At 65.6% G+C, this 24,577-nt stretch carries 24 protein-coding genes; 7 read left to right on the top strand and 17 right to left on the bottom strand.

The annotated features are described in order from the left end of the window. Positions 1-37: 37 nt before the first annotated feature. From I6F16_RS11160 to I6F16_RS11150, 3 genes are all read right to left on the bottom strand, one after another. On the bottom strand, positions 38-985 hold the full coding sequence (locus tag I6F16_RS11160) for an oxygenase MpaB family protein (protein WP_225112670.1): 948 nt from the start codon (positions 983-985) through the stop codon (positions 38-40). Positions 986-1,075: 90 nt separating this feature from the next. Next, the gene (locus tag I6F16_RS11155; RefSeq protein WP_036025933.1) at positions 1,076-2,221 is read right to left on the bottom strand and encodes a patatin-like phospholipase family protein; all 1,146 of its coding nucleotides are present in this window, start codon (positions 2,219-2,221) and stop codon (positions 1,076-1,078) included. A gap of 58 nt (positions 2,222-2,279) precedes the next feature. Continuing rightward, positions 2,280-3,104 (bottom strand): 3-hydroxybutyrate dehydrogenase, encoded by an 825-nt coding sequence (locus tag I6F16_RS11150; RefSeq protein ID WP_128263540.1) that lies wholly within the window; start codon positions 3,102-3,104, stop codon positions 2,280-2,282. Between the two features lie 180 nt (positions 3,105-3,284). Between I6F16_RS11150 and I6F16_RS11145 the strand changes: the two genes are divergently transcribed. Next, positions 3,285-4,172, top strand: a complete 888-nt coding sequence (locus tag I6F16_RS11145; RefSeq protein ID WP_225112671.1) for a LysR family transcriptional regulator — start codon at positions 3,285-3,287, stop codon at positions 4,170-4,172. A gap of 185 nt (positions 4,173-4,357) precedes the next feature. Here the strand turns inward: I6F16_RS11145 and I6F16_RS11140 are convergent, their stop codons facing one another. Continuing rightward, a complete protein-coding gene (locus tag I6F16_RS11140; protein ID WP_225112672.1) occupies positions 4,358-5,074 on the bottom strand; it encodes a peroxiredoxin-like family protein in 717 nt (238 codons plus the stop codon). Between the two features lie 273 nt (positions 5,075-5,347). On the opposite strand from I6F16_RS11140, the gene I6F16_RS11135 reads away from it, so the two are divergent. Both I6F16_RS11135 and I6F16_RS11130 read left to right on the top strand, forming a co-directional pair. After that, a complete protein-coding gene (locus tag I6F16_RS11135) occupies positions 5,348-5,827 on the top strand; it encodes a cupin domain-containing protein (protein WP_225112673.1) in 480 nt (159 codons plus the stop codon). A 222-nt stretch (positions 5,828-6,049) separates the two neighbouring features. Further along, positions 6,050-7,252 (top strand): MFS transporter, encoded by a 1,203-nt coding sequence (locus I6F16_RS11130; protein WP_225112674.1) that lies wholly within the window; start codon positions 6,050-6,052, stop codon positions 7,250-7,252. On the opposite strand, the gene ccoS is transcribed toward I6F16_RS11130, so the two are convergent. The 10 genes from ccoS to I6F16_RS11080 all read right to left on the bottom strand — a co-directional run bounded on the left by ccoS (position 7,249) and on the right by I6F16_RS11080 (position 16,783). Continuing rightward, positions 7,249-7,416, bottom strand: a complete 168-nt coding sequence (gene ccoS, locus I6F16_RS11125; RefSeq protein ID WP_008550618.1) for a cbb3-type cytochrome oxidase assembly protein CcoS — start codon at positions 7,414-7,416, stop codon at positions 7,249-7,251. The genes I6F16_RS11130 and ccoS overlap by 4 nt on opposite strands. Beyond that, positions 7,416-9,605, bottom strand: coding sequence for a cation-translocating P-type ATPase (locus I6F16_RS11120; RefSeq protein ID WP_225112675.1), 2,190 nt, complete (start codon positions 9,603-9,605; stop codon positions 7,416-7,418). Before I6F16_RS11120 ends, ccoS begins: the two co-directional genes overlap by 1 nt. An 11-nt stretch (positions 9,606-9,616) precedes the next feature. Further along, positions 9,617-10,102: a FixH family protein gene (locus tag I6F16_RS11115; RefSeq protein ID WP_057026793.1), complete on the bottom strand. Its 486-nt coding sequence runs from the start codon at positions 10,100-10,102 to the stop codon at positions 9,617-9,619. A gap of 15 nt (positions 10,103-10,117) precedes the next feature. Further along, positions 10,118-11,584, bottom strand: coding sequence for a cytochrome c oxidase accessory protein CcoG (gene ccoG / locus I6F16_RS11110; protein ID WP_225112676.1), 1,467 nt, complete (start codon positions 11,582-11,584; stop codon positions 10,118-10,120). A 121-nt stretch (positions 11,585-11,705) separates the two neighbouring features. Continuing rightward, on the bottom strand, positions 11,706-12,581 hold the full coding sequence (ccoP, locus tag I6F16_RS11105; protein ID WP_036025941.1) for a cytochrome-c oxidase, cbb3-type subunit III: 876 nt from the start codon (positions 12,579-12,581) through the stop codon (positions 11,706-11,708). A gap of 6 nt (positions 12,582-12,587) precedes the next feature. Beyond that, on the bottom strand, positions 12,588-12,752 hold the full coding sequence (locus I6F16_RS11100; RefSeq protein ID WP_025034779.1) for a cbb3-type cytochrome c oxidase subunit 3: 165 nt from the start codon (positions 12,750-12,752) through the stop codon (positions 12,588-12,590). A gap of 13 nt (positions 12,753-12,765) precedes the next feature. Beyond that, the gene (ccoO, locus tag I6F16_RS11095) at positions 12,766-13,500 is read right to left on the bottom strand and encodes a cytochrome-c oxidase, cbb3-type subunit II (protein WP_225112677.1); all 735 of its coding nucleotides are present in this window, start codon (positions 13,498-13,500) and stop codon (positions 12,766-12,768) included. A gap of 12 nt (positions 13,501-13,512) precedes the next feature. Next, positions 13,513-15,162, bottom strand: coding sequence for a cytochrome-c oxidase, cbb3-type subunit I (gene ccoN, locus I6F16_RS11090; RefSeq protein ID WP_036004408.1), 1,650 nt, complete (start codon positions 15,160-15,162; stop codon positions 13,513-13,515). 321 nt (positions 15,163-15,483) lie between these two features. After that, positions 15,484-15,909: a CBS domain-containing protein gene (locus tag I6F16_RS11085; protein ID WP_036004405.1), complete on the bottom strand. Its 426-nt coding sequence runs from the start codon at positions 15,907-15,909 to the stop codon at positions 15,484-15,486. Between the two features lie 40 nt (positions 15,910-15,949). Next, positions 15,950-16,783, bottom strand: a complete 834-nt coding sequence (locus tag I6F16_RS11080) for a universal stress protein (protein WP_036004402.1) — start codon at positions 16,781-16,783, stop codon at positions 15,950-15,952. Between the two features lie 218 nt (positions 16,784-17,001). Here I6F16_RS11080 and fixL point away from each other — a divergent pair, with 218 nt between their 5' ends. The 4 genes from fixL (at position 17,002) to I6F16_RS11060 (ending at position 20,401) form a co-directional block, all read left to right on the top strand. Beyond that, entirely contained in the window at positions 17,002-18,519 is a 1,518-nt protein-coding gene (gene fixL, locus I6F16_RS11075; protein WP_225112678.1) for a sensor protein FixL, read from the top strand. Positions 18,520-18,522: 3 nt separating this feature from the next. Further along, positions 18,523-19,140 carry a response regulator FixJ gene (fixJ, locus tag I6F16_RS11070; protein WP_225112679.1) on the top strand — a complete coding sequence of 206 codons (618 nt, stop codon included), beginning with the start codon at positions 18,523-18,525 and terminating at the stop codon, positions 19,138-19,140. A gap of 43 nt (positions 19,141-19,183) precedes the next feature. Beyond that, positions 19,184-19,618 carry a response regulator gene (locus I6F16_RS11065; RefSeq protein WP_036004393.1) on the top strand — a complete coding sequence of 145 codons (435 nt, stop codon included), beginning with the start codon at positions 19,184-19,186 and terminating at the stop codon, positions 19,616-19,618. A gap of 84 nt (positions 19,619-19,702) precedes the next feature. After that, the gene (locus tag I6F16_RS11060) at positions 19,703-20,401 is read left to right on the top strand and encodes a helix-turn-helix domain-containing protein (protein WP_036004466.1); all 699 of its coding nucleotides are present in this window, start codon (positions 19,703-19,705) and stop codon (positions 20,399-20,401) included. Between the two features lie 43 nt (positions 20,402-20,444). Here I6F16_RS11060 and I6F16_RS11055 read toward each other — a convergent pair whose 3' ends face one another. From I6F16_RS11055 to I6F16_RS11045, 3 genes are read right to left on the bottom strand one after another with little or no spacing between them, the layout of a single operon-like run. After that, the gene (locus I6F16_RS11055; RefSeq protein WP_036004390.1) at positions 20,445-21,758 is read right to left on the bottom strand and encodes an MFS transporter; all 1,314 of its coding nucleotides are present in this window, start codon (positions 21,756-21,758) and stop codon (positions 20,445-20,447) included. 23 nt (positions 21,759-21,781) lie between these two features. Further along, positions 21,782-22,303 (bottom strand): PRC-barrel domain-containing protein, encoded by a 522-nt coding sequence (locus tag I6F16_RS11050; RefSeq protein WP_057026798.1) that lies wholly within the window; start codon positions 22,301-22,303, stop codon positions 21,782-21,784. Positions 22,304-22,321: 18 nt separating this feature from the next. Beyond that, the gene (locus tag I6F16_RS11045; RefSeq protein ID WP_036004384.1) at positions 22,322-24,526 is read right to left on the bottom strand and encodes an amylo-alpha-1,6-glucosidase; all 2,205 of its coding nucleotides are present in this window, start codon (positions 24,524-24,526) and stop codon (positions 22,322-22,324) included. Between the last annotated feature and the right edge of the window lie 51 nt (positions 24,527-24,577).

Raw genomic sequence — 24,577 nt, 5'->3', positions numbered from 1 at the left:
CGGAATGACAAGCTGCAACGAGCTTGCCCTCGAGTCCCTATTTCCCGCGCACATCCATCTGCGGACGGCCGATCCAGGCGCGATTAAGACACCGCGTCATCCAGTCGGGCCGCGCTTCGCCCCGCAGCCGCGCCTGCGCTTCCTGGTAGGGACCGACATAGCGCAGCCGGCCAGGCAATTTCGGATAGACGCGCCGGATCCACCGCAGCGCGTTATCGGCGGATCGGATCGCACGCGCGTCGAGCTCGAAGCCGAAGCCCGCGCGCAAGCGCTCGGGCAGCATGCTCGCGGTGAGCGCGCAATACCAGCGCGGCGGCCGCAGCCACGGGCGCGCGCCGCTGAATATCTGCGCGGCGATCTCGCGCGCCGCAGGGCCAACGGTTAGCGTCTCCGACTGCGCCATTGCCTTGGTGTAGGCGACGAAGCCGGACCAGTCCGCCGGCAAATCATCCCCCTTTAATCCGAAGAGGGCGCCGTACAGCCTGGCCTCGCTCCAATAGCGATCGCGCTCCTCCGCCGAGAGTGGCGGCAGCACCAGATCATGTGCCATGAGCGCGGTCTCGACCAGCGTGGCGTGGACCCAGCGCAGCGCGGGGATGTCGTTGGCGCAGTAGCGCGAGCCGGCCGCGAACGGCCCCACGGTCTCGGGCATCTCGCCGACGATCATGCTGTGACGCCGATGCAGCTGCCGGGACGACAGCAGCGCCCGGTCCAGCGAGCCGAACACCATCGTAAAGACGATGTCGAAGGTGCGATGGAAGCGGCCGATCGGATCGGCGAGGGTACGCGAATGCTCGGCGATCGCCGCCGCCACCCAGGGATGGGCCAGTTGCAGCAGCAGCGCACGGCCGGCGCCGAGAAAGAGCACGGCCTCCCGGTCGATCTGCCAGGTCAGTGAGGCCGGACCGAATACGCCCGCGACCGGTCCCGCCGCGTTGGCACGCAGCGTCTCGAGCGACTCCTCCAGATCTTTCTCAGCGACCAATTGCAAGCCTCGCGACGAAGATACGGCGACCATACTCCGGACCGCGCGCCTGCAAAATCGTCGTCGTGCGAGGCTATGACGAACAGAGCCTCACTCCGCCGCCATCGGCATCTCGTCCATATGCTCGTGCAGCACGACGCCGGCGAGCGGATCGAATTCGCCGATCCAGGGCTTGCGCGCCAGCACCGATTTCGTGTGCGCATAGCCGGCGTGCCAGCGCCGCGTGATCCCGGACGGACTGAAGTCGATATCCTTGGTATGGGTCTCGTGCTCGAGCTGAGGCGCCAGCAGCCGCACCACGTGCATGCGGGTCGGGCAGCCGTAGCTCGTCAGTTCCCTCACCGCGGGATCGTTGCGCTCGCTCTCGGGCAGCCGCGCCGCGAGCTGGTTAATGACGTGGCGCAGACGATGGGCCTGCTGCTGTCGCACGATCTGGCTGGCGATGCGGCTGGAATATTGCACGTCCTTGTGCCGGTTCAGCACCTCCGCCATCGTGGTCGGCTCCGGCCCGACCGGATTCCACAGATGCACGGAGAAGATCAGCGAGTTCCTGCGTGGATTGTCGTCGAACACGGCTTCGGTCGGCGTGTTCGACAGGATGCCGCCGTCCCAATAGAGCTCGCCGTCGATGCGCACGGCGGGGAAAGCCGGCGGCAGCGCGCCCGAGGCCATCACATGCTTCACCGTCAGCTCGCCGTCGCGGCTGTCGAAATAGCGCATTTCGCTGGTGCCGACATGAGCCGCACCGACCGTCAGACGCGGTGCGCAGCGGTTGGCGAGATCAAAATCGACGAGCTCGCTCAGCGTCTTCTCCAGCGGCGCGGTCGAATAATAGCCGGCGTAATCGGCGCCCAGCGGATAGGAATCGCCGGCATGGGCCAGCGGATTGGGCCGGAAGAAACCGGCAATGCCGTGGGTCACGGTCGACCAATAGGCCAGCTTCTCGTTGAAGCCGGGAAACGCGGCTCGCCAGTCCCAGACCGGCTTCTGCTCCATCCGCTTCCAGAACTCCCGCAAGCGCGCGAGCCGGTGCTCGGGCGCGTTGCCGGCGATGAGGCTCGCATTGATGGCGCCGATCGAGGTGCCGATGATCCAGTCCGGCTCGATGCCGGCTTCGTGCAAGGCCTGGTAGACCCCGGCCTGGTACGAGCCGAGCGCGCCGCCGCCCTGAAGCACGAGCACGACCTGACCCGGCAGGTCGTGCTGCTTATGCTGAGAATTGTCCTGCGTGCCCATGTCTCGCTCCTGGTGAGCTTGCACTGTTCGAGTATTCGACTTGCTGCGCCGGCCCATGTCAATGCGCGGTCCAACCGCCGTCGACCGGCAGCGCAACGCCGGTGATCGAGGCCGCCGCGTCCGTCGACAGGAACACCGCGAGTGCACCGAGCTCCTCGACCGTAACAAAGCGCTTGTTCGGCTGTTGCGCCAGCAGCACGTCGCGGATCACCTGATCGCGGGAGATGCCATGGGCCTTGGCCTGGCCGTCGATCTGCGCCTCGACCAGCGGCGTATGGACATAACCAGGGCAGATTGCGTTGCAGGTGATGCCCTGCTCCGCCGTCTCCAGCGCCGTCACCTTGGTGAGGCCGACGATGCCATGCTTGGCGGTGACATAGGCTGCCTTGAACGGCGAACCGACCAGGCCGTGCGTGGAGGCAATGTTGATGATCCGGCCGAAACCGTTCTGCCGCATTGCCGGCAACGCGAGCCGCGTGGTGTGGAAGGCCGAGGACAGGTTGATTGCGAGGATCTGGTCCCACTTCTCGACCGGAAACTGGTCGAGCGGCGCGACATGCTGGATGCCGGCGTTGTTGACCAGGATGTCCAGCCGGCCGGATTGGGCCACCGTCGCCGCGATCATCTCGGCGATCGATTTCGGCCTCGTCATGTCCGCCGGCGAATAGCTGGCCTTGACGCCGAACTCGGCGGCGATCTGCTCGCGCGTCCGGCCGATCTCGCTGGCGACACCAAGGCCATTGAGCACGATGTCGGCGCCTGAGGCGGCGAGGGCCCGCGCGATACCGAGACCGATGCCGCTGGTCGACCCGGTGACAAGCGCCACCTTGCCGGCAAGCACGCGCGATGAAGCGGACGTCTGCGTCTTGATGGGAATATTCATGATCCAGACCTCTTCTCGGCGCGACACCGCGCCAGGCTGGAGCGAAATGTGCGGGATCTCCGGGATTTGCGGAAATGCCGGTTGGCTTCCGAGTCGATACGTCCGCGCTATCGCAGGCGGGATGTCATTTTTCGCCCTGATCGGCTAGATTTCCGGTCGATTTTTGCTGGGAGCCGATCCATGGAAATGCACCAGGTCCGCTATTTCCTCGCGGTGGCGCAGCTCTTGAACTTCACGCGCGCGGCCGAGGAATGCAACGTCACGCAGCCCTCGCTGACGCGAGCGATCAAGCAGCTCGAGGCCGAGCTGGGCGGCGACCTGTTCCGCCGCGAACGCCCCGCCGCGCAATTGACTGAGCTCGGCCAGCGCATGCATCCACTCCTGAAGCAGTGCTATGACGCGGCCATCGGCGCGCGCTCGCTCGCCTCCTCGTTCAGGAGCGGAGAGATCGGTGCGCTCCGCATTGCGCTGACGCATTCGATCGACCTCGCTTTGCTGATTCCGCATCTCAACGAGATCAAGCGGCAGTTCAACCGGCTCGAATTCCGCTTTCTGCGCGGCTCGGGCCGGGAGGTCGGCGACTTCCTGAAGAAGGGCGAAGCCGAGCTCGGCATTGCTGCCGAGATCGACGAGGCCTGGGACCGGCTGGATGTCTGGCCGCTGTTCACCGAGAGCTTCGAGCTCGTCGTCGGCGACGGGCACCGGCTGGCCGGCCGCAGCTCGGTCGAACTGGACGATCTGCGATCGGAGCTGCTGCTGAGCCGAACTTTCTGCGAGCACGCGCGCCGCATCTCCGCGAGCCTGCGCGAGCACGGCATCGACATCGAACAGGGTCATGAGGTCTCGAACGAGCGCGACTTGATCGAGCTGGTCGAGGCCGAGATGGGCGTCGCCATGATGCCGCACACCTCGCCCGTGCCGGAGCGGCTGACCCGCGCCGCGGTCACAGGGCTGGACGCCCGCCGCACCGTCAATCTCTATGGGGTCGCCGGCCGGCAACGCACCGCCGTGGGCAACGCCGTGATGCGCATGCTGCGCGGCGCCGACTGGCGCGAGATCGCGGGGTAGTCTTTACAGTGTCGACCGCCCTTCCCCTCTCCCCCTGTGGGAGAGGGTGGCTCGCCGCATAGCGGCGAGACGGGTGAGGGGTATCTCTCCGCGACTCCAATCCTCATTTGTGATTGCGGAGGCAACCCCTCATCCGGCGCTTCGCGCCACCTTCTCCCACAAGGGGAGAAGGAAGAAAGCGTAGCTCAATTCTCCTGGCTCGCGCGCTCCAGCGCTTCGATCAGATCCTCGATCTCCATGCGCTTGCGGAAATCCGGATCGACAAAGCGGGCTTTCACGATGCCGTCGCGTCCGACCAGGAACACGGCCGGGATCGGCAGCATCCAGCCGTCATTGCCGTGGAATTTCGCCATGTCCTGATAGGACAGCAATTGCTGGATCTCGGCACCTAACCAGATCGCGAGGTCGAGCGACAGCGCATAGCCGTTGTCGAGATCCGTCAGGATCGGAAACGGCGCGCCGGATTCGGCCTTGAGCTGCCCGGTATATTCCTGCGTCTCCGGCACGATCGCGACAACCTGCGCCCCCATCGCCTTGATGCGGTCCAGCGCCTGGACCACGGCGCGGACATTGAGCCGGCAATAGGGACACCAATGGCCGCGGAAGAACATCACCGCGACGGGGCCTCCCTCCAGCAGCGAGGGCAGCGACACGAGACGGCCACCCTCGTCGGGCAGCATGAACGGCGGCATCGGGTCGCCCGGCCGCGGCGCGGTCTCGCCGCCGCCGTTGTCGCTCAATCGCGCGACCAGGCGATCGACCGCCTCGCCATAGGCCGGAAAGACCTCGCGGCTGGCATCTGCATAGGCGCGGAGCTGTTCGTTCAGCGTGCTGTCCATGTCGCGGCAGCGCTGGAACGCGAGCCTGAGCTGTTCGGCATCGGCTGGCGAGAGAGACGTCATCTTCCTGCTCCGGCTTCCTTGCGGGCGAATATTAGTTTCCCGGTTCGTCCGCCCGCAAGGGGCGACCGCAATCGGGCGTGCTGGCATCGGACGCCGGATGCTGCGAAAGCGGAAATGCCGATGCCCAATCGGTTCGATAGCTGCCGCCTATCGGCATAGCGCGGGGCTATCGCATCGAAAGCAAGCCGGCATTTCAACATGGAAAAGGTCTCGACGAAGCTCCTGCCATAGCCCGCGGCCATCAGGGCTCGCGGCCAACAGAGGAGACTTTCCATGTCTAGCCATCTCACAATGTCGCGCGTGGTTTGGACAGGCGTTGCCGTTCTCGGCGCGCTGACATTTGCGACGCCGGTTTTCGCCGGCGAATGTCCGGCCGGCAAGACCAAGCCGAATGCGCAGCCGATGGTCGACTACAAGCCTGTCGGCGTTACCGACGTGACGCTCGGCGCGATCGATCTCGGCAAGCAGCCCGCCCGTATTGAGGGCCGCGAGCTGCGCTTCCGCAAGCTGACCATCGAGCCCGGCGGCATCGTGCCCTGGCACAGCCATGACGACCGTCCGGCCCTGATCTTCGTGCAGCAGGGCGAGATCGTCGAATACGCCTCCAACTGCGTCGACCCGATCGTGCACAAGGCCGGCGACATCCGCCCCGAAGTCCACGGCACCTCGCACTGGTGGAAGAACCTCGGCAAGGAGACCGTCATTCTCTATGTCGGCGACGTCCGCAAGGATCCCAACGACCGCCATATGTAATTCCGTGCGGCCATCCTTCGAGACGCCCGCTTCAGGCGGGCTCCTCAGGATGAGGACGGAGTGTGCGGCAGCAGCCTCGGCGGCCACGATGTCGCTTAGCCTCATCCTGAGGAGACCGCCACCGGGTCGGCGCAGAGCGCGGCCCGATGACAGGCTCCGCGGTCGTCTCAAAGGACGAGGCGCGCGCTCGGGGCATGCCGGGGCATGAGGGAGCGCAACGACATGACCGATCTTTCCGCATCGATCAAACCGACCGCGACGACGATGAATGCGCATTCCCCTGGCTTCGCGTTTCGCTCGCTCGTGATCGGCCTCACCGCATTCCTGACGGTCGTCGATCTCTTCGCGACGCAGGCGATCCTGCCCTCGCTGACACGGCACTACGGCGTCACACCCGCGGCAATGGGCTTTGCCGTCAATGCCAGCACCTTCGGCATGGCCGCAGCCAGCCTCGTCGTCGGCTTCTTCAGCCCGCGTATCGACCGGCGAACGGGCATCCTGCTCAGCCTGGTCCTGCTTGCGGTTCCCACCAGCCTGCTTGCTGTCGCGCCCAATCTTGCCGTCTTCACCGCGTTGCGGGTCGCGCAGGGCCTGTGCATGGCGTCCGCCTTCGCGCTCACCCTCGCCTATCTCGGCGAGCAATGCAGCGCCATGGACGCCGGCGGCGCCTTTGCCGCCTACATCACCGGCAATGTCGCCAGCAATCTCGTCGGCCGGCTGATCTCGGCCGCATTGGCCGATGGCCTCGGCCTCGCCTGGAACTTCTACTTCTTCGCGGCGCTCAATCTTGCCGGCGCGGCGCTGGTCTATTTCACCGTCAACCGCGTGCCGCCGATGCATGCGATGACGCCGGCGGCTTCGCCGCTCGCCGCCACCATCGCGCATTGGCGCAATCCGCAGCTGCGCGCCTCTTTCGGCATCGGCTTCTGCATCCTGTTCGCCTTCATCGGCACCTTCACCTACGTCAATTTCGTGTTGGTGCGGCCGCCGCTGTCGCTCGGCATGATGGATCTCGGCCTCGTCTATTTCGTCTTCCTGCCGTCGATCGTCACGACGCTTCTGGCCGGCAGGGTGGCCGCGCGGCTGGGAACGCGGCCCACGATCTGGGGCGCGCTCACTGTCGCCGGGCTCGGTCTGCCCTTGATGCTGTCGCCGCGTCTGAGCGAAGTGCTCACCGGCATGGTCCTGGTCGGGGTCGGCACATTCCTCGCACAGGCCGCCGCCACGGGTTTCGTCGGACAGGCCGCAGCCGACAACCGCGGCATCGCCAGCGGGACCTATCTTGCGTGTTACTTCTGCGGCGGACTGGTCGGCACCGCCGTGCTCGGCCGCCTGTTCGACGCTTTCGGCTGGCAGGCGTGCGTACTCGGCGTGGGCGCGGCGCTCGCTGCCGCAGCCCTGCTTACATTCGCCCTGAAACGCTAGCGCTTGGCCGGCGCTTCCTGCGGCGGCTCGTCGTCGGCGATCGCGCGCCAGGCGGCGCCGTCGAGATCGTCGTACTGGCCGCTCCTGAGCGACCACAGGAAAGCGACGAGACCGGCACCTCCGAGCATCAATGCTAGCGGGACCAGGATGACCAGTATCTCCATTACACGATCTCCCGCGAGGCGCTGCGGGCGCGCAGCGAGTTCAGCATCACCAGGATCGACGATCCGCTCATGGCGGCAGCGGCGATCAGGGGCGTCACGACGCCGCTGATCGCAACCGGCACCGCGAGCACATTGTAGCCGATCGCAAGCCAGAGGTTCTGCCGCATCAAATGCAGCGCCTTGCGCGAGGCGTCGATGGCGGCAACCACCGGCGCCAGCGGCCGGCCGAGGAAGACGAGATCGGCGGTGGCCTGGCTGAGATGCGCGGCCGAGATCGGCGACATCGAGACATGGGCCGCCGCGAGCGATGGCGCATCGTTCATGCCGTCGCCGACCATCAGCACTTTCGCACCGCGCCGTTTCAGCTCCTCGATCCGCGCGATCTTGTCGGCCGGGGTGACGCTGGCGCGCCACTCGGGGATGTCGAGCGATTGGGCCGCGGCCTTCACGGCCGGCTCGCGATCGCCGGACAGGATCTCGATGCCGATGTTGCGCGCCTTCAGAGCCGCGATCACCGCCTTGGCATCGGGTCGCAGGCCTTGGCGAACCGAGAGGATGAATCTTTCGCTGCCCTTGCTGAAAGCCACGATGGAGGCTTCGGGATCAAGCGCGGCGCTGCCGACCAGCGCCTCGGCGCCGCAGAAGGAGGGACGGCCGAGGCGAAGCTCGACGCTGTCGACGGTCGCACGGACGCCCTGCCCGGCCTCCTCCACCGCACTGAGGATCGGAGACTTCGCACCGGCAGCTTGAGCGACGGCGGCAGCCACGGGGTGATGGCTCGACAGTGCGAGCCGGCCGGCGAGCTCGAAGATGTCGGCGGGGATGGCGGCGGCGTTCATCACCTCGAGATCGGGCAGCGTCAGCGTGCCGGTCTTGTCAAAGATCACATGGTCGGCTTCAGCCAGCCGCTCGATCGCATCGCCCGCATTGAGCAGCACACCGGCCTTGAACATCGCGCCCGAGGCCACCGTCTGCACCGTCGGGATCGCAAGCCCTAGGGCGCAGGGACAGGTGATGATCAGCACGGCGACGCCGGTCACGATCGCATCGTGCCAGCTCGCACCGGCGAGGACCCATCCGAGAATGGTCAGGAGCGCGGTCGCATGCACCACCGGCGCATAGAGCCGCGAGGCCCGGTCGGCAAGGCGCATGTAGCGCGAGCGCGCCTGGAGCGCGTTGTCGAGCAGCCGCGTGATCTCGGCGAGCAGCGTCGCCTCGGAGGCGGCCGAGACTCGCACCCGCAAGCTGCCGGAGATGTTCATCGATCCCGCATAGACCGGCGTGCCCTGCTCGGCCGTGACATAGAGCGTCTCGCCGGTGATCAGGCTCTGGTCGATCTCGGAACGCCCTTCGATCACGGTGCCGTCGACCGCGCAGCGCTCGCCGGGCCGGAGCAGCACGATGTCGCCCGGATTGATCGCCGCCACCGGCACCTGCGAGATCTCGTCGGGCCCGATGAACTTCGCCGCCGTCTCCGCCTTCAGCGCGGCGAGATTGCCGGCGACCGCGCGGGTCCGCCGCCGCATGTTCTGGTCGAGGAAGCGGCCGACCAGGAGGAAGGTCAGCAGCATGATCGCGGCGTCGAAATAGGCATGCTCGGCGTGGTGGATGGTCTCGACCACGGACATGCCGAGCGCCAGAATCACGCCGATCGAAATCGGCACGTCCATGTTGGTGGTCTTGGCCGACAGAGCGCGCCAGGCCGAGCGAAAGAACGGCTGGCCGGCATAGGCCGCCGCCGGCAGCGCGATCAGCGCCGACAGCCAGTGGAAGAAATCGCGCTGCTCCGGCAGCATGTCCGAGACGTTGCCCGACCACACCGGGATCGACAGCATCATCACGTTCATGGTGGCGAAGGCCGCAACGCCAAGGCAGCGCAGCAGGAAGCGGGATTCGGCGACCTCCGCCGCTTCCGCACTCTCGGTCTCGAACGGATAGGCCTTGTAGCCGAGCTCTTCGAGCCGGTCGATGAAACGGCCGGGGTCGAGCGTGCCCGCCTTCCATTCCAGCGCGACGCGGCGGTCGGTGAGGTTGACGCGCGCCAGGGTGACGTCGGGGATGGCCGAGAGCCCGCGCTCGATCTTGGCCATGCAGCCGGCGCAGTGAACGCCCTCGACGGCGAGATCGATGTGCCGGAGGCCCTCGCCCGCATCGCGGACGTAATGAGAGAAATCGCGCGTGACCTGCATGACGGAATCCTTCAGTTCAGGATCACGCGGTTGCGCGACATGAACACGCGCGTCCCCCGCGCCTCGCCCTCGATCACCAGGTCCCATTGGCCCGGCGCGACGGACGCCGCATTGCCGCGATAGAGGCCGATGCCGGCTTCGCTGAGCTCGACGGCGAGGTCGGCGCGCTTGTCGGTGGGCCGCTCCAGCCGGCCGCCGAACTTCAGCCCGGAGATCGGCTGGCCGCCGGCGTCGCGGGCCTCGACCTGGACCGAGGCGCCGCCATCGTTGCGGCGCTCGACATGGGCGTTGACCTTCCACTTCCGCGCGGCCTGGTCCTGCGCCGCCGAGATCTCGCGATCGTAGACGAGGCCCGCGGCATAGGGGCTGTCGACGTCGGTGCCGGGCAGCGTTGCGATGGCGAGCTTCATCATGGTGGCATTGACGCCGATCACGAGGCCGAAGAAAGCGACCAGCATCAGGAAAACCTTGGTTCCGGTCAGCGGCTTGGATGACATGGTGGTCTCCTGATCTTACGGCGCGACAAAATTGTCGGTGGCGCTCGCGGCGACGCCGAGCCCGATGTCCATGACGTGGAAGCGGACCGGAATCGATTTCTCCGGATTGTTTTCGGCCGGCGCGGTGACCAGCAGCCGCAGCTCGCTGGTCGCATCGCGCGGGATCACGATGATCGGACGGTCCGGCGTGACCGAATCGATGCCGACGACGTGCATCGTGGGGTTCACGGGCCCCTCGACGTCGATCGCGATGACGCGGTCGTAGCCGCTCTTGTTCAGCAGCCGCACCGTATAGGCGTTGCGGATCGAGCCGTCGCTCAGCTTGACCGCGACCGGGTTGCGGTCGTGCAGCACGTTGACTTCGAGCAGGCTGCGGGTCGCCAGCGTATAGATCATGAAGCCGCCGACGGCCGCGATAATGGCACTATAGACGACGGTGCGAGGCCGGACGATCCGGTAGATCGGCGCCTTGCCTTCCTGGCGGCGATGGATGTTGATGTCGTTGTCGTAGCCGATCAGCCGCTTCGGCCGGCCGATCTTTGTCATCACGTTGTCGCATGCGTCGATGCAGAGGCCGCACTGGATGCATTCCATCTGCGGCCCGTTGCGGATGTCGATGCCGGTCGGGCAGACCGCGACGCATTGGTAGCAGTCGACGCAATCGCCGACCTGCTGGCCGAGGGCGCACAGCTCGGCGGCCTTTTTCACCGAGGTGCGCTTCTCGCCGCGGTCATAGCGATAGGTGACGTTGAGCGCCCATTCGTCGGTGAGTGCGGCCTGAATGCGCGGCCACGGACACATATAGGTGCAGACCTGCTCGCGCATGAAGCCGGCGAGCAGATAGGTCGTCGCGGTGAGGATGCCGATCCAGATATAGGCGAGCATCGGCCCCTGGAAGGTGACGAGCTCCTTCACCAGGGTCGGCGCGTCGTTGAAATAGAGCACCCAGGCGCCGCCGGTCCACCAGGCGATCATGAGCCAGATCGAATGCTTGAGCACGATCTCGGAGATGCGCTCCAGCTTCATCGGATCGGACGATTTGTCCTTCTTCATCCGCTCGCGCCGGTCGCCCTCGATCAGTCGTTCGACCGCGTAGAACAGGTCGGTCCACACCGTCTGCGGACAGAGATAGCCGCACCAGATCCGCCCGCCGATGGAGTTCATCAGGAACAGCGCCACCGCGGCGACGATCAACAGGCCCGTGAAGTAATAGACCTCCTGCGGCCACAGCTCGATGAAGAAGAAATAGAAGCGGCTGTTGGAAAGATCGATCAGCACCGCCTGGCTCGGCGCACCGAGACCGCGATTCCAGCGCACGAAGGGCAGGAAGTAGTAGACGCCGAGGCAGAATGCCATCAGGCCCCATTTGATCCGGCGGAAAGTACCGGAGACGCTCTGGGGATAGACCTTCTTGCGGGCCGCATAGAGCGGCCCGACGTCGTCCGCGGGCTTCAGTTCGTTCGGATTGACGGTCTTGTTCATCGCCTCGAGCTTCTTCAAAGGTGCGATTAAACCTAGACCCGGCACCGCCGCGCGGGTTGATCCAACGCAAACGGGGGCGCTTTTCTTCGCCCCCGCCGGAAGTCGTCGGTCGCGGACCGGCCTATTTGCCGCCGCCGAGCGAGTGGACGTAGACCGCCATCGCCTTGATGGTGGCGGGATCGAGCCGGCCTTCCCAGGCCGGCATCACGCCGGCGCGGCCCTGGCCGATGGTCTCGATCAGGCTCGCCTCGTCGGAGCCGTAGAGCCAGATCTTGTCGGTCAGATCAGGTGCGCCCATCTCCTGGTTGCCCTTGCCGGCGTCGCCGTGGCAGGCGGCGCAATTCTCCGCGAAGATCTTCTGGCCCTTGGCGGCGTCATAGCCGTTGCGGGTCGACAGGCCCGACAGCGACCGCACGTAATTGGCGGCGGTGACGATCTCGTCGCCCTTCAGCACGCCATCCTTGCCGAAGGCGAGCATCTGCCCCTCATGGGTCTTGGCATGGCCCGACCGCACGCCGAACTGGATGGTCTGCATGATCTGGTCGAGCGAGCCGCCCCACAGCCATTCGTCATCGTTCAGGTTGGGATAGCCCTTGGACCCCGTCGCACCCGTGCCGTGGCACGGCGCGCAATTGTCGCCGAACACCGTCTTGCCCTTGGCGCGCGCAAGCGCGAGTAGAGCCGGATCCTTCTGGATGTCGGCGAGCGAGGCCGTGCCCAGCGCCGCCATCTTGTCACCCCGGATCTTCTCGAGGTTGGCGAGCTCGACCGCGACGTCGGCGCGCGAGGAGTAGCCGAACAGGCCGGTGGTGTTGCTTTGGATCAGCGGCCAGGCCGGATAGACGATCCAGTAGCCGATCGACCAGACGATGGTGAGATAGAAGGTGATCACCCACCACCGCGGCAGCGGCGTGTTGAGCTCCTTGATGCCGTCCCACTCGTGTCCGGTCGTGGACTTGCCGGAGACGGAATCGATGTCGCTAGAATGATCGGTCATGTTCTCTCACTCCTCCCGCAAGGGCAGGTGCGCTGCCTTGTCGAACGCAGCCTTGTTACGGGGCCAAAATGCGTAGGCGATGATCGCGAGAAAGATCGCGACGAACACCGGTGTCCAGATCGTCGTCACGAGATCGGACGCAAGATTATGGACGGTCAGGATGGCTTTCATCGTTCATGCCTTCTCAGCGAAGATTGGCTTTCTCGTTGTAGATCTTGAAGTCGACCAGCGTACCGAGCATCTGCAGGTACGCGACCAGCGCGTCCATCTCGGTCGGCGTGCCGGTCTTGCCGTCGAAATTGCGTACGACGGCCTTGGCGTAGCGCTTGGTGAAGGCGTCGGTGCCGGCATTGTCCGGATCGGCCTGGGCCTTCAGGTCGCCGGCGGCATTGGCGATCTGCTCGTCGCTATAAGGGACGCCGACGGTCCTGAGGGTGCGCATGTCGCCGGCGATCGCATCGGGGTCGATCTCGGCCTTGCTGAGGAACGGATAGCCGGGCATCACGGACTGCGGCACGATCGCGCGCGGGTTGGCCAGATGGGTGACGTGCCACTCGTCGGAATACTTGGCGCCGACGCGCGCGAGATCCGGACCGGTGCGCTTGGAGCCCCACTGGAACGGGTGGTCATACATGCTCTCCGCGGCGAGCGAGAAGTGGCCGTAGCGCTCGACCTCGTCGCGCAAGGGCCGGACCATCTGCGAGTGGCAGAGATAGCAGCCCTCGCGGACGTAGACGTTGCGTCCGGCGAGCTCGAGCGGCGTGTAGGGCCTGACCCCATCGACCTTCTCGATCGTGCTCTTGAGGTAGAACAGCGGAGTGATCTCGACGAGACCGCCGATCGCAACCACGAGGAGGATACCGACGACCAGGATGATCGAGTTCTTTTCGAAGATTTGGTGGCGTGTCCAGAACGACATTGCTTGAGCTCCTCATTCCGCCGGCTGAAGAGCGACGGGCATCTGGACTTCCTGCTCGCCGACGCGAACCGTCATCCAGAGATTGTAGGCCATGATCAGCGAGCCGATCAGGAACAGGCCGCCGCCTGCGGCGCGGATGATGTAGAAGGGATGCATCGCCTCGACGGTCTCGATGAAGGAATATTCGAGGAAGCCGAGCGAGGTGTAGGCGCGCCACATCAGGCCTTGCAGGATGCCGGAGACCCACATCGCCGAGATGTAGAGGACGATGCCAAGGGTGGCGACCCAGAAGTGCCAGTTGACGAGCTTGAGGCTGTAGAGGCCCTTGCGATTCCAGGCCCACGGCACCAGGCAGTACAGCGCGCCGAAGGAGACGAAGCCGACCCAGCCGAGCGCGCCGGAATGCACGTGGCCGATGGTCCAGTCGGTGTAGTGGCTGAGCGAGTTGACCACCTTGATCGACATCATCGGGCCTTCGAAGGTCGACATGCCGTAGAAGGCGACGGAGACCACGAGCATGCGCAGCACGGGATCGGTGCGCAGCTTGTCCCAGGCACCCGACAGCGTCATCAGGCCGTTGATCATGCCGCCCCAGGAGGGCATCCACAGCATGATCGAGAAGGTCATGCCGAGCGTCTGCGTCCAGTCCGGCAGCGCCGTGTAGTGCAGATGGTGGGGACCTGCCCAGATGTAGAGAAAGATCAGCGCCCAGAAGTGGATGATAGAGAGCCGGTAGGAATAGATCGGCCGCTCGGCACGCTTCGGGATGAAGTAGTACATGATGGCGAGGAAGCCGGCGGTCAGGAAGAAGCCGACCGCGTTGTGGCCGTACCACCACTGGAACATGGCGTCCTGGATGCCGCCCCAGGCGACGTAGGACTTCGAGCCGAACACCGAAACGGGCAGCGCCGGGTTGTTGCCGAGATGCAGCACCGCGATCGTCACGATGAAGGCGAGATAGAACCAGTTCGCAACGAAGATGTGCGGCTCCTTGCGCTTGAAGATGGTGGCAAGGAAGACGAGCAGATAGACGACCCAGACGATGGTCAGCCACAGATCGGCGTACCATTCCGGCTCGGCATATTCCTTTGACTGGGTGACGCCGAGCAGATAGCCGGTGCCGGCGATCAGGATGAAGAAGTTGTAGCCGAGCACGACGAACCACGGCGCGAGGTCACCGGCAAGGCGGGCGCGGCAGGACTTCTGCACCACGTAGAAAGAGGTCGCGATCAACACGTTGCCGCCGAAGGCGAAGATCACGGCGGAGGTGTGCAGCGGACGCAGGCGGCCGAAGCTGATCCAGGGCAGATCGAAGTTCAGCGCGGGCCAGGCCAGCTGCGAGGCGATGATGAGGCCGACGAGGAATCCGGCAATGCCCCAGAACATCGCCATGAAGGCCGAGAACTTGATCGGCCCCATGCTGTAGTTCGGGCGGCCGTTGATCTCCTGGGCCGGCAGCGCCGCCGGCCGCTCGAAGTAGCGGTTGACGATGAAGAACACCGCAGCGAGGCTCGCCGCCGCGCTGAGCGCAGCGTGGAACGCGAAGGGCGCATCGAGCGCCTTGGCCGAGGCGATCACGCAGAGGAAAGCGGTGACTGCGAATACGACAGCCAAGCCGCTTTCACCGATGGTCATGGATTTTGAGATGGAGGGCTGGCTCATGCGGATTCTCTCTGAAAGAACACGCTGCCAGAAACCACATCCACCTTCGCGGCGAATTGATTGAAATCAAGATAGATGGATTTCTGTTAATGTGAGCCGATGCAGTGCCGCTTGAAATGCCCTCTCCCCTTGTGGGAGAGGGCAGCGAGAAAGGTGCGGCAAACTCACTTGGGTGAGGGGTTGGTTCCGCACGAAAAGTTTTTTCGTTGAAGCGGACCCCTCATCCGGCGCTTCGCGCCACCTTCTCCCGCAAGGGGAGAAGGGAAGAAAGATAGATAACCTCCGTGAAATCACGGAGGTTGGAACAGAAGGATCCAGACGTCACTCCCGCGCCGTCGCCTTGAGCGCCGCAATGACGTCCTCGCGCGCGATGATGCCGGCGAGCTTCTGCGCGCCGTCGAGCACGATGATGCTCCTGATGCGGTGCTCGACCATGATCTGGAGCACGCGCGTCAGCCGCGTGTCGGGGCTGACATAGATGAACTCGGGCGTCATGACGTCGCCGATCTTGCGGCTCATCAGGTCGTCGTAGCGCGGCAACATCTGGCTCGGCGTAAAGGCGAAGCACTTCAGGATGTCGAACTTGGTCACGATGCCGACCACCTGCCCGTCGTCTTCGACCGGATAGGAATTGAAATCGTCGGTCTCGAACATCTCGCTGAGCTGGAACAAATCGAGGCCGCGCTGCACCGTCTTGACGTTGCGCGTCATGTAGCCGTCGACGGTCTGTTCAAGAAATTGGTACACGGCGCGTCCTCCTCGATTCCTCCAACTGGCCAGCCGATGGTCAGTGCGACAGCAGCACGCTGCGGACGGTTTGCGTCACCAGATATTGGGTGACGCCTCCGAGGATCAGTTCGCGAAATCTCGAATGACCATAGGCGCCCGCGACGATCAGGCCCGCGCCGGTGTCGCCGGCGACTTTCTCCAACCGCGCAGCAGGGGTTTCGTTTCCTGCGGCCTCGAGAACCCGCGCAGTCGCGGTGATGCCGTGGCGGCCGAGCCAGGCGGCAACGTCGCTGACACCGGCCATCACGGCCGAACGTTCGTCGCCCCGCTCCGGGATTTCCACGATGGTGACGTCCTTCGCCTTGTGCAGCATCGGCAGCGCGCCCGCCACCGCCCGCCGCGCTTCCGGCGTGTCCTTCCACGCCACCAGCACGCTGCGCAGGTCGAGCCAGTTGGCCCGGTCGGGAACGACGAGCAGCGGGCGGCCGGTCTGCATCACCAGGTCCTTGGGACTCGCCAGCGAGAAAGCATCGGAGAAGGCCGGGCTCTGCCCGCCGCTGACGACGATGTCGGCGCAACGCGCCTGCGCCGTGACGAAGCGGGCCGGATAATCCATCGCGCTGCGCCACTCCGCATGCCCACCGCGATTCTTCACGGCCGCCCGGAATTGCGCTTCGAGCCCGGCCAGCCGCCGCTTGATCGAAGCTTCGCCCTCGTCGATCAGCGCTTGCGCCTCTGCGCCGTCGGTGAAATAGAGCGGCGGGACGAACTGCGCCGCAGCGACCCCGACGATGGCCGCCTCGAATCGTTCGGCGAGCTCGCCTGCGACCTGAAGACGCGCTTCGTTGGGCTGATCGAGCGCCAGGCTGACCATGACTGTCGCGTATGTCATCGGGAATCTCCAGCATTACAGAATTTTTTGAATCCTAGACCGGCTGCCGCGCAACAGGCTGAGCTAGATCAAATCCGACGCCTCTGGTGGTCCGCTCTCCCGGCGATGGGGAATCCGCCAGTGGATTCAACGCCCGCGCTTGCCTCCGGCCAAGCCTTGGGCGACATTGCCGACGCGGTAACGGCATCCTGCCGACCCGCCGAGAAGAGGAGCAGAGCTTGGCGCCGACCCGCGTGACCCATCCGGCAGACGATGGTCGGGGCGAGCCCTTCCGAGTCCGCATCGAGGGATTTGGGGTCGGAACCTGGGACCTCGACCTCCAGACCCGCGAGCTCGAATGGTCGGACACGGCCAAGCGGCTGTTTGGCCTGAAGCCGGACCAGGCTGTCAGCTACGATCTCTTTCTTTCCCTCTTGGAGCCGGGCGATCGGGACCACCTCCTGAAGGCGATCGGCCGCACATCGGAAGGCGGCGGGGGTCTCGACCTGTCCTTCAAGATCGGGGGCGCATCCGGGAAGGGTCAATGGATCCGGGCCAGGGCCGGCGTGATCCGCGACGAAGCGGGCACGCCGCGTCACCTCAGCGGGATATTCCTCGACATCAACGAGGAGAAGCAGCTCGAAGAGGCCCTGCGGTCCCAGGAGAATCATCTTCGCTCGATTCTCGAAACGGTGCCCGATGCCATGATCGTCATCGATTCACGCGGCATCATGCAGCTCTTCAGCAGCGCGGCGGAGCGGCTGTTCGGCTACAGCAGGCAGGAAGCGATCGGCCGGAACGTGAGCATTCTCATGCCGGAACCCGATCAGTCGCGTCACGACAGCTATCTCACGCGCTATCTCAGGACCAATGATCCGCACATCATCGGCATCGGCCGGATCGTGACGGGCAAACGCCGCGACGGCACGACCTTCCCGATGCACCTGTCCGTCGGGAAGACGCAACGCGCGGGCGAGCCCCATTTCACCGGCTTCGTGCGCGATCTCACCGAGCACCAGCAGACCCAGGCGCGGCTCCAGGAGCTGCAATCCGAGCTCGTGCACGTGTCGCGGCTGACCGCGATGGGCGAGATGGCTTCCGCGCTCGCCCACGAGCTCAACCAGCCGCTGGCGGCGATCAGCAATTACATGAAGGGATCGCGGCGCCTCCTCGCCGGCAGCACCGATCCCAACATGCCGAAGGTCGAAAGCGCGCTGGACCGCGCGGCGGAACAGGCATTGCGCGCCGGCCAGATCATCCGCCGCCTGCGCGACTTCGTCTCCCGCGGCGAATCCGAGAAGCGGGTCGAGAGCCTGTCCAAGCTTATCGAGGAAGCCGGCGCGCTCGGGCTCGCCGGCGCGCGCGAGCAGAACGTGCAGCTCCGCTTCAGCCTCGATCCCGACGCCGACCTCGTTCTCGCCGACCGGGTGCAGATTCAGCAGGTGCTGGTCAACCTGTTCCGCAACGCGCTCGAGGCGATGGCGCAATCGCAGCGGCGCGAACTCGTTGTCGCCAACACCCGTGTCGCCGACGGCATGATCGAGGTGGAGGTCTCCGACACCGGCATCGGCTTCCGGGAAGACATCATTCCAAACCTGTTCCAGACCTTCTTCACCACCAAGGACACCGGCATGGGCGTGGGACTCTCCATCAGCCGCTCGATCATCGAGGCCCATGGCGGCCGCATGTGGGCCGAGAGCAACGCAACGGGCGGAGCGACGTTCCGCTTCACCCTGCCGGCAACCGACGAGAGCTGATCCATGACGACCAAGGGAAATGTTTACGTCATCGACGACGACGCGGCGATGCGGGACTCGCTGAACTTCCTGCTGGATTCCGCCGGCTTCGCCGTCACTTTGTTCGACGACGCGCTCGCCTTTCTCGAAGCCCTGCCCGGCCTCGGTTTCGGCTGCATCGTCTCCGACGTGCGCATGCCCGGCCTCGACGGCATCGAGCTCTTGAAGCGGATGAAGGCGCAGCAAAGCCCGTTCCCGATCGTGATCATGACCGGTCACGGCGACGTGCCGCTGGCGGTCGAGGCGATGAAGCTCGGGGCGGTCGACTTCCTGGAAAAGCCATTCGATGACGACCGTCTCACCGCCATGATCGAGTCGGCGCTCCGCCAGGCCGAGCCCGCCGCCAAGAACGAGGCCGTCGCGCAGGATATCGCTGCCCGCGTCGCATCCTTGAGCCCGCGGGAGCGCCAGGTCATGGAGGGGCTGGTCGCGGGCCTCTCCAACAAGCTGATCGCCCGCGAATACGACATCAGCCCGCGGACCATCGAGGTCTACCGGGCCAACGTCATGACCAAGATGCAAGCGAGCAGCCTTTCGGAACTGGTTCGCCTCGCGATGCGCGCCGGCATGCTCAACGATTGAGGCAGGTCAAGGCGACTTCACGGCGCAGTGCTAGCCAGACAGCATGGTTGAGGTCAGCCCACATCGTGCGCGGCCGTCGTCCTCCCCACAACCCACCGTCTTTGTGGTCGACGATGATGCCGCAGTTCTCGGATCCCTGCGGTTCCTGCTGGAGACCGACGGCTTCGCCGTGCGGACCTTCAGGAGTGGCACGGCGCTGCTCAATCTCGGCGCCGCGCCCGGGCCGGACTGCTACGTCATCGACTACAAGATGCCCGACATCAACGGCATCGATTTGACCGGCCGGCTTCGCAAATCCCACCGCGACGCGCCCGTGATCCTGATCACCGGCTATCCCGACGAGAACATCTCGGCCCGGGCCGCGATGGCGGGCATCAAGGACGTCGTTTTGAAGCCGCTTCTCGACGAAAACCTGGTCAAGTGCATCCGCCACGCCATCCAGGACCGCCCCGGAGCGGGACCTAGGGACTCTACGTAGGTAAACATCCCTAAGATAACGCGCGAAATTTCCGGATTGCGTGTTTCATCGTAGCAGTGCTCCATCACAACGGAGATGGCGCAGATGCTGACCCAGACGCTCAACACCCAGGCGATCAACACCCAAATCGGTGGCAAGATTGCTCCTGCCCACCCCGTTACCGACCAGTTCGGCGCGATCGCGGGCCATGTCGGCCTGGTCGCCACCGAGTTCTCCTACGGCAAGGACGAGGAGATCTATGGCGAGGAGGAGGCGGCCGAATATGTCTATCAGGTCGTGACCGGCGCGGTGCGCAGCTACAAGCTTCTCTCCGACGGCCGCCGCCAGATCGGCGCCTTCCATCTTCCCGGCGACGTGTTCGGCCTCGAATCCGGTCCCACTCACCGCCTCGCCGCTGAAGCCATCATCGACACCACAGTCCGCCTCGTGAAGCGCGCCAGCCTGGAAAAGGCCGCCGGCACCGACGTGCAGGTCGCCCGCAAGCTCTGGGCCATGACCGCCGGCGAGTTGCGCCATGCCGAGGACCACATGCTGCTGCTGGGCCGCAAGACTGCGATGGAGCGTGTTGCGACCTTCCTGCTCGAAATGGACCGCCGCCTCGCCGTCGCCGGCATGATGGCACTGCCGATGTGCCGCCGCGACATCGGCGACTATCTCGGCCTCACCTTGGAGACCGTGTCGCGCGCGCTGTCGCAGCTTCACGCTCAGGGCATTCTCGGTTTCTCCGGTGCCCGCCAGATCGTGCTGCGCAACCGCCAGCGTCTGCACAATCTCGACGCCTGATCCTCAATCTTCCTCCCCACCCACTTTGGCCGGCTGAATTCGTTCAGCCGGCCATTTCTTTGGTGGCTGTCAGACCCGTGCGCCGCGTCTCCGGCATCACAAAGAAGATCAGCAGGAGCCCCGCTGCGGCAACGCCGGACAGCCCGATGAATGCGGTGGCATTGCCGAACTTGTCGCTGACATAGCCGCCAAGCACCGTGCTCAGCGACGCGCCGATGCCCGTTGCGGTGCCGACGATCCCCTGCGCCAGGTTGAAATGCCCGCTGCCGAACGCGACGTCGGCGACGATCAGCGGGATCATCACCGCGAAGACCGCCGCGGTGATGCCGTCGAACACCTGCACCAGCACCAACAGATACGGATCGCGCACGGTCGCAAACAACAGGCCGCGAATCGCCAGAGCACCGAATCCGATCAGCAGCAGCGGGCGCCGGCCCCACGCTTGCGCCTTGCGCCCGACCGTCGGCGACAGCAGCGCCACGATCGCTTGCGGAACGACGATGCAAAAGGCGACGAGCACGGTCGCCCATTGGCTCGATCGCGCCGTCACCGCGCTCGCCATCAGCGGCATCATCGCGGCGTTCGCGAGCTGCAGCAGCAGCACGCTGAGCGCGAACACGATGAGCGGGCGCTGCCGGATCAGGTGCCAGATATTGGGATCGCCGCGGTCGGCGGCTTCAGGCGGCAGCTCGCCGTGACAGCGCCTGATGTCGACCTCGTTCTCGCGGATGCGCGACAGAGCGATCAGGGTTGGAATCACGAGCAGGAAGGTGACCAGGAAGACCGAGCGGCTCGATAACAGGTAGCCCGCGGTGCCCATCACCGCCGCCGCGACGCCGTTGCCGAGCGAGGCGAAGCGCGCGTTGCGCCCGAGCCGCTCGCCGATCGCGAGCGGGCCGACGAGGCCGAGGCTGATCGCGGCGATCGCCGGCCCGAGCACGCAGCTCGCCATCGCATGCAGCGTGGCGGCGGTCACCACGACGGCGAAGATCGGCATCGCCGCATAGGCCAGCGCGCAGGCGCCGATGGTCGCGATCGCGAGGGCAGCGACGAGGCGCTCCGATTTCGCGGCATCGATGATCGCGCCGCCCGGCATCTGGCCGATCAGGGCGACGATGCCGCCGATCGACAGCACGAACCCGATCTCGACCTGGGTCCATTTCTGCGTCGTCAGATAGACCGCGATGAAGGGACCGAATCCGGTCTGCACGTCGGCGAGGAAGAAGATGAACCAGTCGAGGCCGCGCAGGCTCTGGCGCGACGGCGCCGGAATGCCCGCAGCCGCCGGCTCCGCGACGTTGTCCTGCTCGACGACGCCGCCGCGATCTGCATGATTCGGCTTCCTCGACAACAGCACGGGCGGTCAGCCCTCCCTGCACCTCACTGAATCGCTTGCAGCGGCTGAAGGCTGCCGGACGCGCCGAGCACGACGATCGGCGTGTCCTCCTTGTATTCCGGTGCGGCCGCGACCTGCGCCTTGGTCAATTCCAGCGTGATGCTGTCCTTCTTGTTGGCGATCTTGCCGAAGCGCAGCGCGTTCCAGTCGACGACGATCTTGCGGCTGCCGACGCCGAGGAAGCCGCCGAAATCGATCGCCGCAGCGCGGACATGGCCGGTGCGATCGACGATGACGTCGACGATGCGACCCATGTCCTCGCCGGCGGCGCTGCGAACGTCGCGGCCGAGAACGCCGTGGGCCTCGCTCGCGCCGATGATGGTCACCGATGGCGGCGGCGCGGCGTCCTTGGGCGTGACGGGCACCGTGGAAGCCGGCGGTTGCACATTTGCCGGTGCCTTTGCCTCGCTCGGGGATGCAGGCGGCTCCTCGGCCGCGCGCGATTCGGCGACCGTCAAGCCCGCGACGATCGCCACGCCCAAGATCAACCTTCCGATCGCACGCATGACCTCCTCCTCGCGCCTCTAGCGCGCCAGCACGATCGAGACCTGGATCTGACCGCGCGTGCGCAACACTTCCAGCGCCACGTCGTCGCCGTGACGGCTGACGCGAAGATCGACGCTGGATTCGCCAAGGCGCAGATCGCGCAGGATCACCTCGTTGAGGAACGCCGGCAGATGCGGGTTGCGCAGGCGAATCTCGCCGCGCGCGACGTCGAACTCGAGGCCGAGCGCCGCCTCCAGCAGCGTGAACGGCGTCGCGCTGGCCCAGGCCTGCGGCGCGCAGGCGACCGGGTAAAGCGTCGGCCCGCGCCGCTTCTCGCGCCGGAAGCCGCAGAACAATTCGGGCAACCGGCGCAAATCCATGTAGGTCGCGGCATCGAACAGACCCTTGAAGACATGCGCCACCGAATGCTTGAGGCCGTAGCGCGCCAGCCCCAGCGCGATCAGCGCGTTGTCGTGCGGCCAGATCGATCCGTCATGGTAGGACATCGGGTTGTAGCGCACCTCGCCTTGCGCGACGGTGCGGATGCCCCAGCCCGAGAAGAAATGCGGCCGCATCAGATCGGCAGCGACGAGACGCGCGCGGTCCTCGCGGACCATGCCGCTGAACAGGATCTGCCCGGCATTCGAGGTCCTGACCTTGCAGGGCCGCTTCTTGCCGTCGAGCGCGAGCGCATAGGTGCCGAGCTCCTCGCACCAGAACGCCTGCTCGAAGCGCTCGGCGAGCGCCCTGGCTTCGGCCTCGAGCTTGCGCACGCGGTCCGGCTTGCCGAGCCGCAGCGCGCAACGCGCCGCGAGCTGCTTGGCGGCGAAGACGTAGCCCTGGACCTCCGCGAGCGCGATATTGCCCTCGGCAAGCCGGCCGTCGGCATGGAAGATCGCGTCATAGGAATCCTTCCAGCCCTGGTTCGCCAGCCCTTTCTCGGTCGCGCGCTGGTATTCGACGAAACCGTCTTGGTCGGGATCACCAGGGCCGTCGATCCAGGCCAGCCCCGCCTCGATCGCCGGCCACAGCTCGATCAACGTGGCCTCGTCGCCGGTGCGCTCGAAATAGCTGCCTGCGAGCAGCACGAACAGCGCGGTCGAATCGACGCTGCCGTAGTAATGCGCGAACGGGACTTCCCCGAGCGCCGCCATCTCGCCGCCGCGCATCTCGTGCAGGATCTTGCCGGGCGCGGCGTCCGCGAGCGGATCGACCGCCGCGGCCTGGAAATGCGCGAGCCGGCGCAGGACGCCCTTGGCAATGCGCGGATCGACCCAGAGCATCTGCAGCGCGGTGATGAGGCCGTCGCGCCCGAACGTCGTCGAGTACCAGGGAATGCCGGCATAGGGATAGCGTCCCTGCGGCGTCTCGGTCATCAGCATGTTGAGGTCGGCCATGGCCTGGCACAGCACCTCGTTGAAGATGTTGTTGGAGGTCTCGATGCTGGCCGCGCCCATGGTCGACTGCCGCATCTCGCGGCGGTGCGCCAGCAGACCCGGGAAGAACCGCACCGGCTTCTCCGTCAGCGGCCGGTTGCAGGACACGGCCACGAACAGCGATTTGGCCTGGTGCGGCTCAAGGTCGAGTTCCCACGTCGCAGCGTTGACCGAGAGCCGCGTCGGACGCGGATCGAAATGCAGGCCGGTGGTCCGCTCGGCGTCGTCAAGGCCGCGATACTCGAACAGGACGTCGGTCGGCCCGAGCAGCCGGCCGGTTCCGACGCCGCGGCGCGGCCGCCGCTCGCCGCGAACCTCGAACAGATCGGCGAAGTCGTTGCCGAACAGCAGCGTCAGCTCGAAGCTGGTGCGCCGGTCGCCATGGTTCTGCACGCCGATGCGCTGGTAGGCGGTGCCGCGCCACAGGAAGATGGTGCGCACGACGTGCAACAGGTCCTTTTGCAGAACGAGGTTGCCCTGCCGGTAGATGTCCGGATTGGTGAGATCGACGGTCAACGCCGAATTGTCGTCGCGCAGATTCGAGCCGAGCAGCAGCGGCTGGAGATCGTCGAGCACGAGCTCCAGCCGCGCAAGATAGCGCGTGTCGTGATGGAACAGCCCGTCCGGCCCGCCAGCGGACGCGCCGATGTCGCCGTGGCTGTCGAGCACGATAAAGGTGTCGTCGTGCTTGAGCGAACGCCGCGGCCGGGCCGAGGGCCCGGTCATCGGAATGTAGAAGGGCTGTTCCGCGACCTGTTCCGGGGTCCGCGTCACGGAGACGAACTGGGTTACGGCTTCTGCCGACATGCGCTGCTCCCCTGCGCTTGATTCGAAACGCGACCGACTCGAGAACGCGAC

It is taken from the genome of Bradyrhizobium sp. IC4060 (genome assembly GCF_020193715.1).
GTDB classification, from domain to species: domain Bacteria; phylum Pseudomonadota; class Alphaproteobacteria; order Rhizobiales; family Xanthobacteraceae; genus Bradyrhizobium; species Bradyrhizobium yuanmingense.
Note: the sequence above shows the minus strand (reverse complement) of the source record. Positions and strands in the feature narration are given on the sequence as shown.

Coding starts and splice junctions, on each gene's coding strand:
- I6F16_RS11050 (WP_057026798.1), bottom strand. CDS start 22,303: ATGCGTGCGATCGGAAGGTTGATCTTGGGCGTGGCGATCGTCGCGGGC.
- I6F16_RS11115 (WP_057026793.1), bottom strand. CDS start 10,102: ATGTCATCCAAGCCGCTGACCGGAACCAAGGTTTTCCTGATGCTGGTC.
- ccoO (WP_225112677.1), bottom strand. CDS start 13,500: ATGTCGTTCTGGACACGCCACCAAATCTTCGAAAAGAACTCGATCATC.
- I6F16_RS11135 (WP_225112673.1), top strand. CDS start 5,348: ATGTCTAGCCATCTCACAATGTCGCGCGTGGTTTGGACAGGCGTTGCC.
- I6F16_RS11045 (WP_036004384.1), bottom strand. CDS start 24,526: ATGTCGGCAGAAGCCGTAACCCAGTTCGTCTCCGTGACGCGGACCCCG.
- I6F16_RS11140 (WP_225112672.1), bottom strand. CDS start 5,074: ATGACGTCTCTCTCGCCAGCCGATGCCGAACAGCTCAGGCTCGCGTTC.
- fixJ (WP_225112679.1), top strand. CDS start 18,523: ATGACGACCAAGGGAAATGTTTACGTCATCGACGACGACGCGGCGATG.
- ccoN (WP_036004408.1), bottom strand. CDS start 15,162: ATGAGCCAGCCCTCCATCTCAAAATCCATGACCATCGGTGAAAGCGGC.
- I6F16_RS11150 (WP_128263540.1), bottom strand. CDS start 3,104: ATGAATATTCCCATCAAGACGCAGACGTCCGCTTCATCGCGCGTGCTT.
- I6F16_RS11155 (WP_036025933.1), bottom strand. CDS start 2,221: ATGGGCACGCAGGACAATTCTCAGCATAAGCAGCACGACCTGCCGGGT.
- I6F16_RS11100 (WP_025034779.1), bottom strand. CDS start 12,752: ATGAAAGCCATCCTGACCGTCCATAATCTTGCGTCCGATCTCGTGACG.
- I6F16_RS11120 (WP_225112675.1), bottom strand. CDS start 9,605: ATGCAGGTCACGCGCGATTTCTCTCATTACGTCCGCGATGCGGGCGAG.
- I6F16_RS11145 (WP_225112671.1), top strand. CDS start 3,285: ATGGAAATGCACCAGGTCCGCTATTTCCTCGCGGTGGCGCAGCTCTTG.
- ccoP (WP_036025941.1), bottom strand. CDS start 12,581: ATGACCGATCATTCTAGCGACATCGATTCCGTCTCCGGCAAGTCCACG.
- I6F16_RS11080 (WP_036004402.1), bottom strand. CDS start 16,783: ATGACATACGCGACAGTCATGGTCAGCCTGGCGCTCGATCAGCCCAAC.
- I6F16_RS11060 (WP_036004466.1), top strand. CDS start 19,703: ATGCTGACCCAGACGCTCAACACCCAGGCGATCAACACCCAAATCGGT.
- I6F16_RS11130 (WP_225112674.1), top strand. CDS start 6,050: ATGACCGATCTTTCCGCATCGATCAAACCGACCGCGACGACGATGAAT.
- I6F16_RS11065 (WP_036004393.1), top strand. CDS start 19,184: ATGGTTGAGGTCAGCCCACATCGTGCGCGGCCGTCGTCCTCCCCACAA.
- ccoG (WP_225112676.1), bottom strand. CDS start 11,584: ATGAACAAGACCGTCAATCCGAACGAACTGAAGCCCGCGGACGACGTC.
- ccoS (WP_008550618.1), bottom strand. CDS start 7,416: ATGGAGATACTGGTCATCCTGGTCCCGCTAGCATTGATGCTCGGAGGT.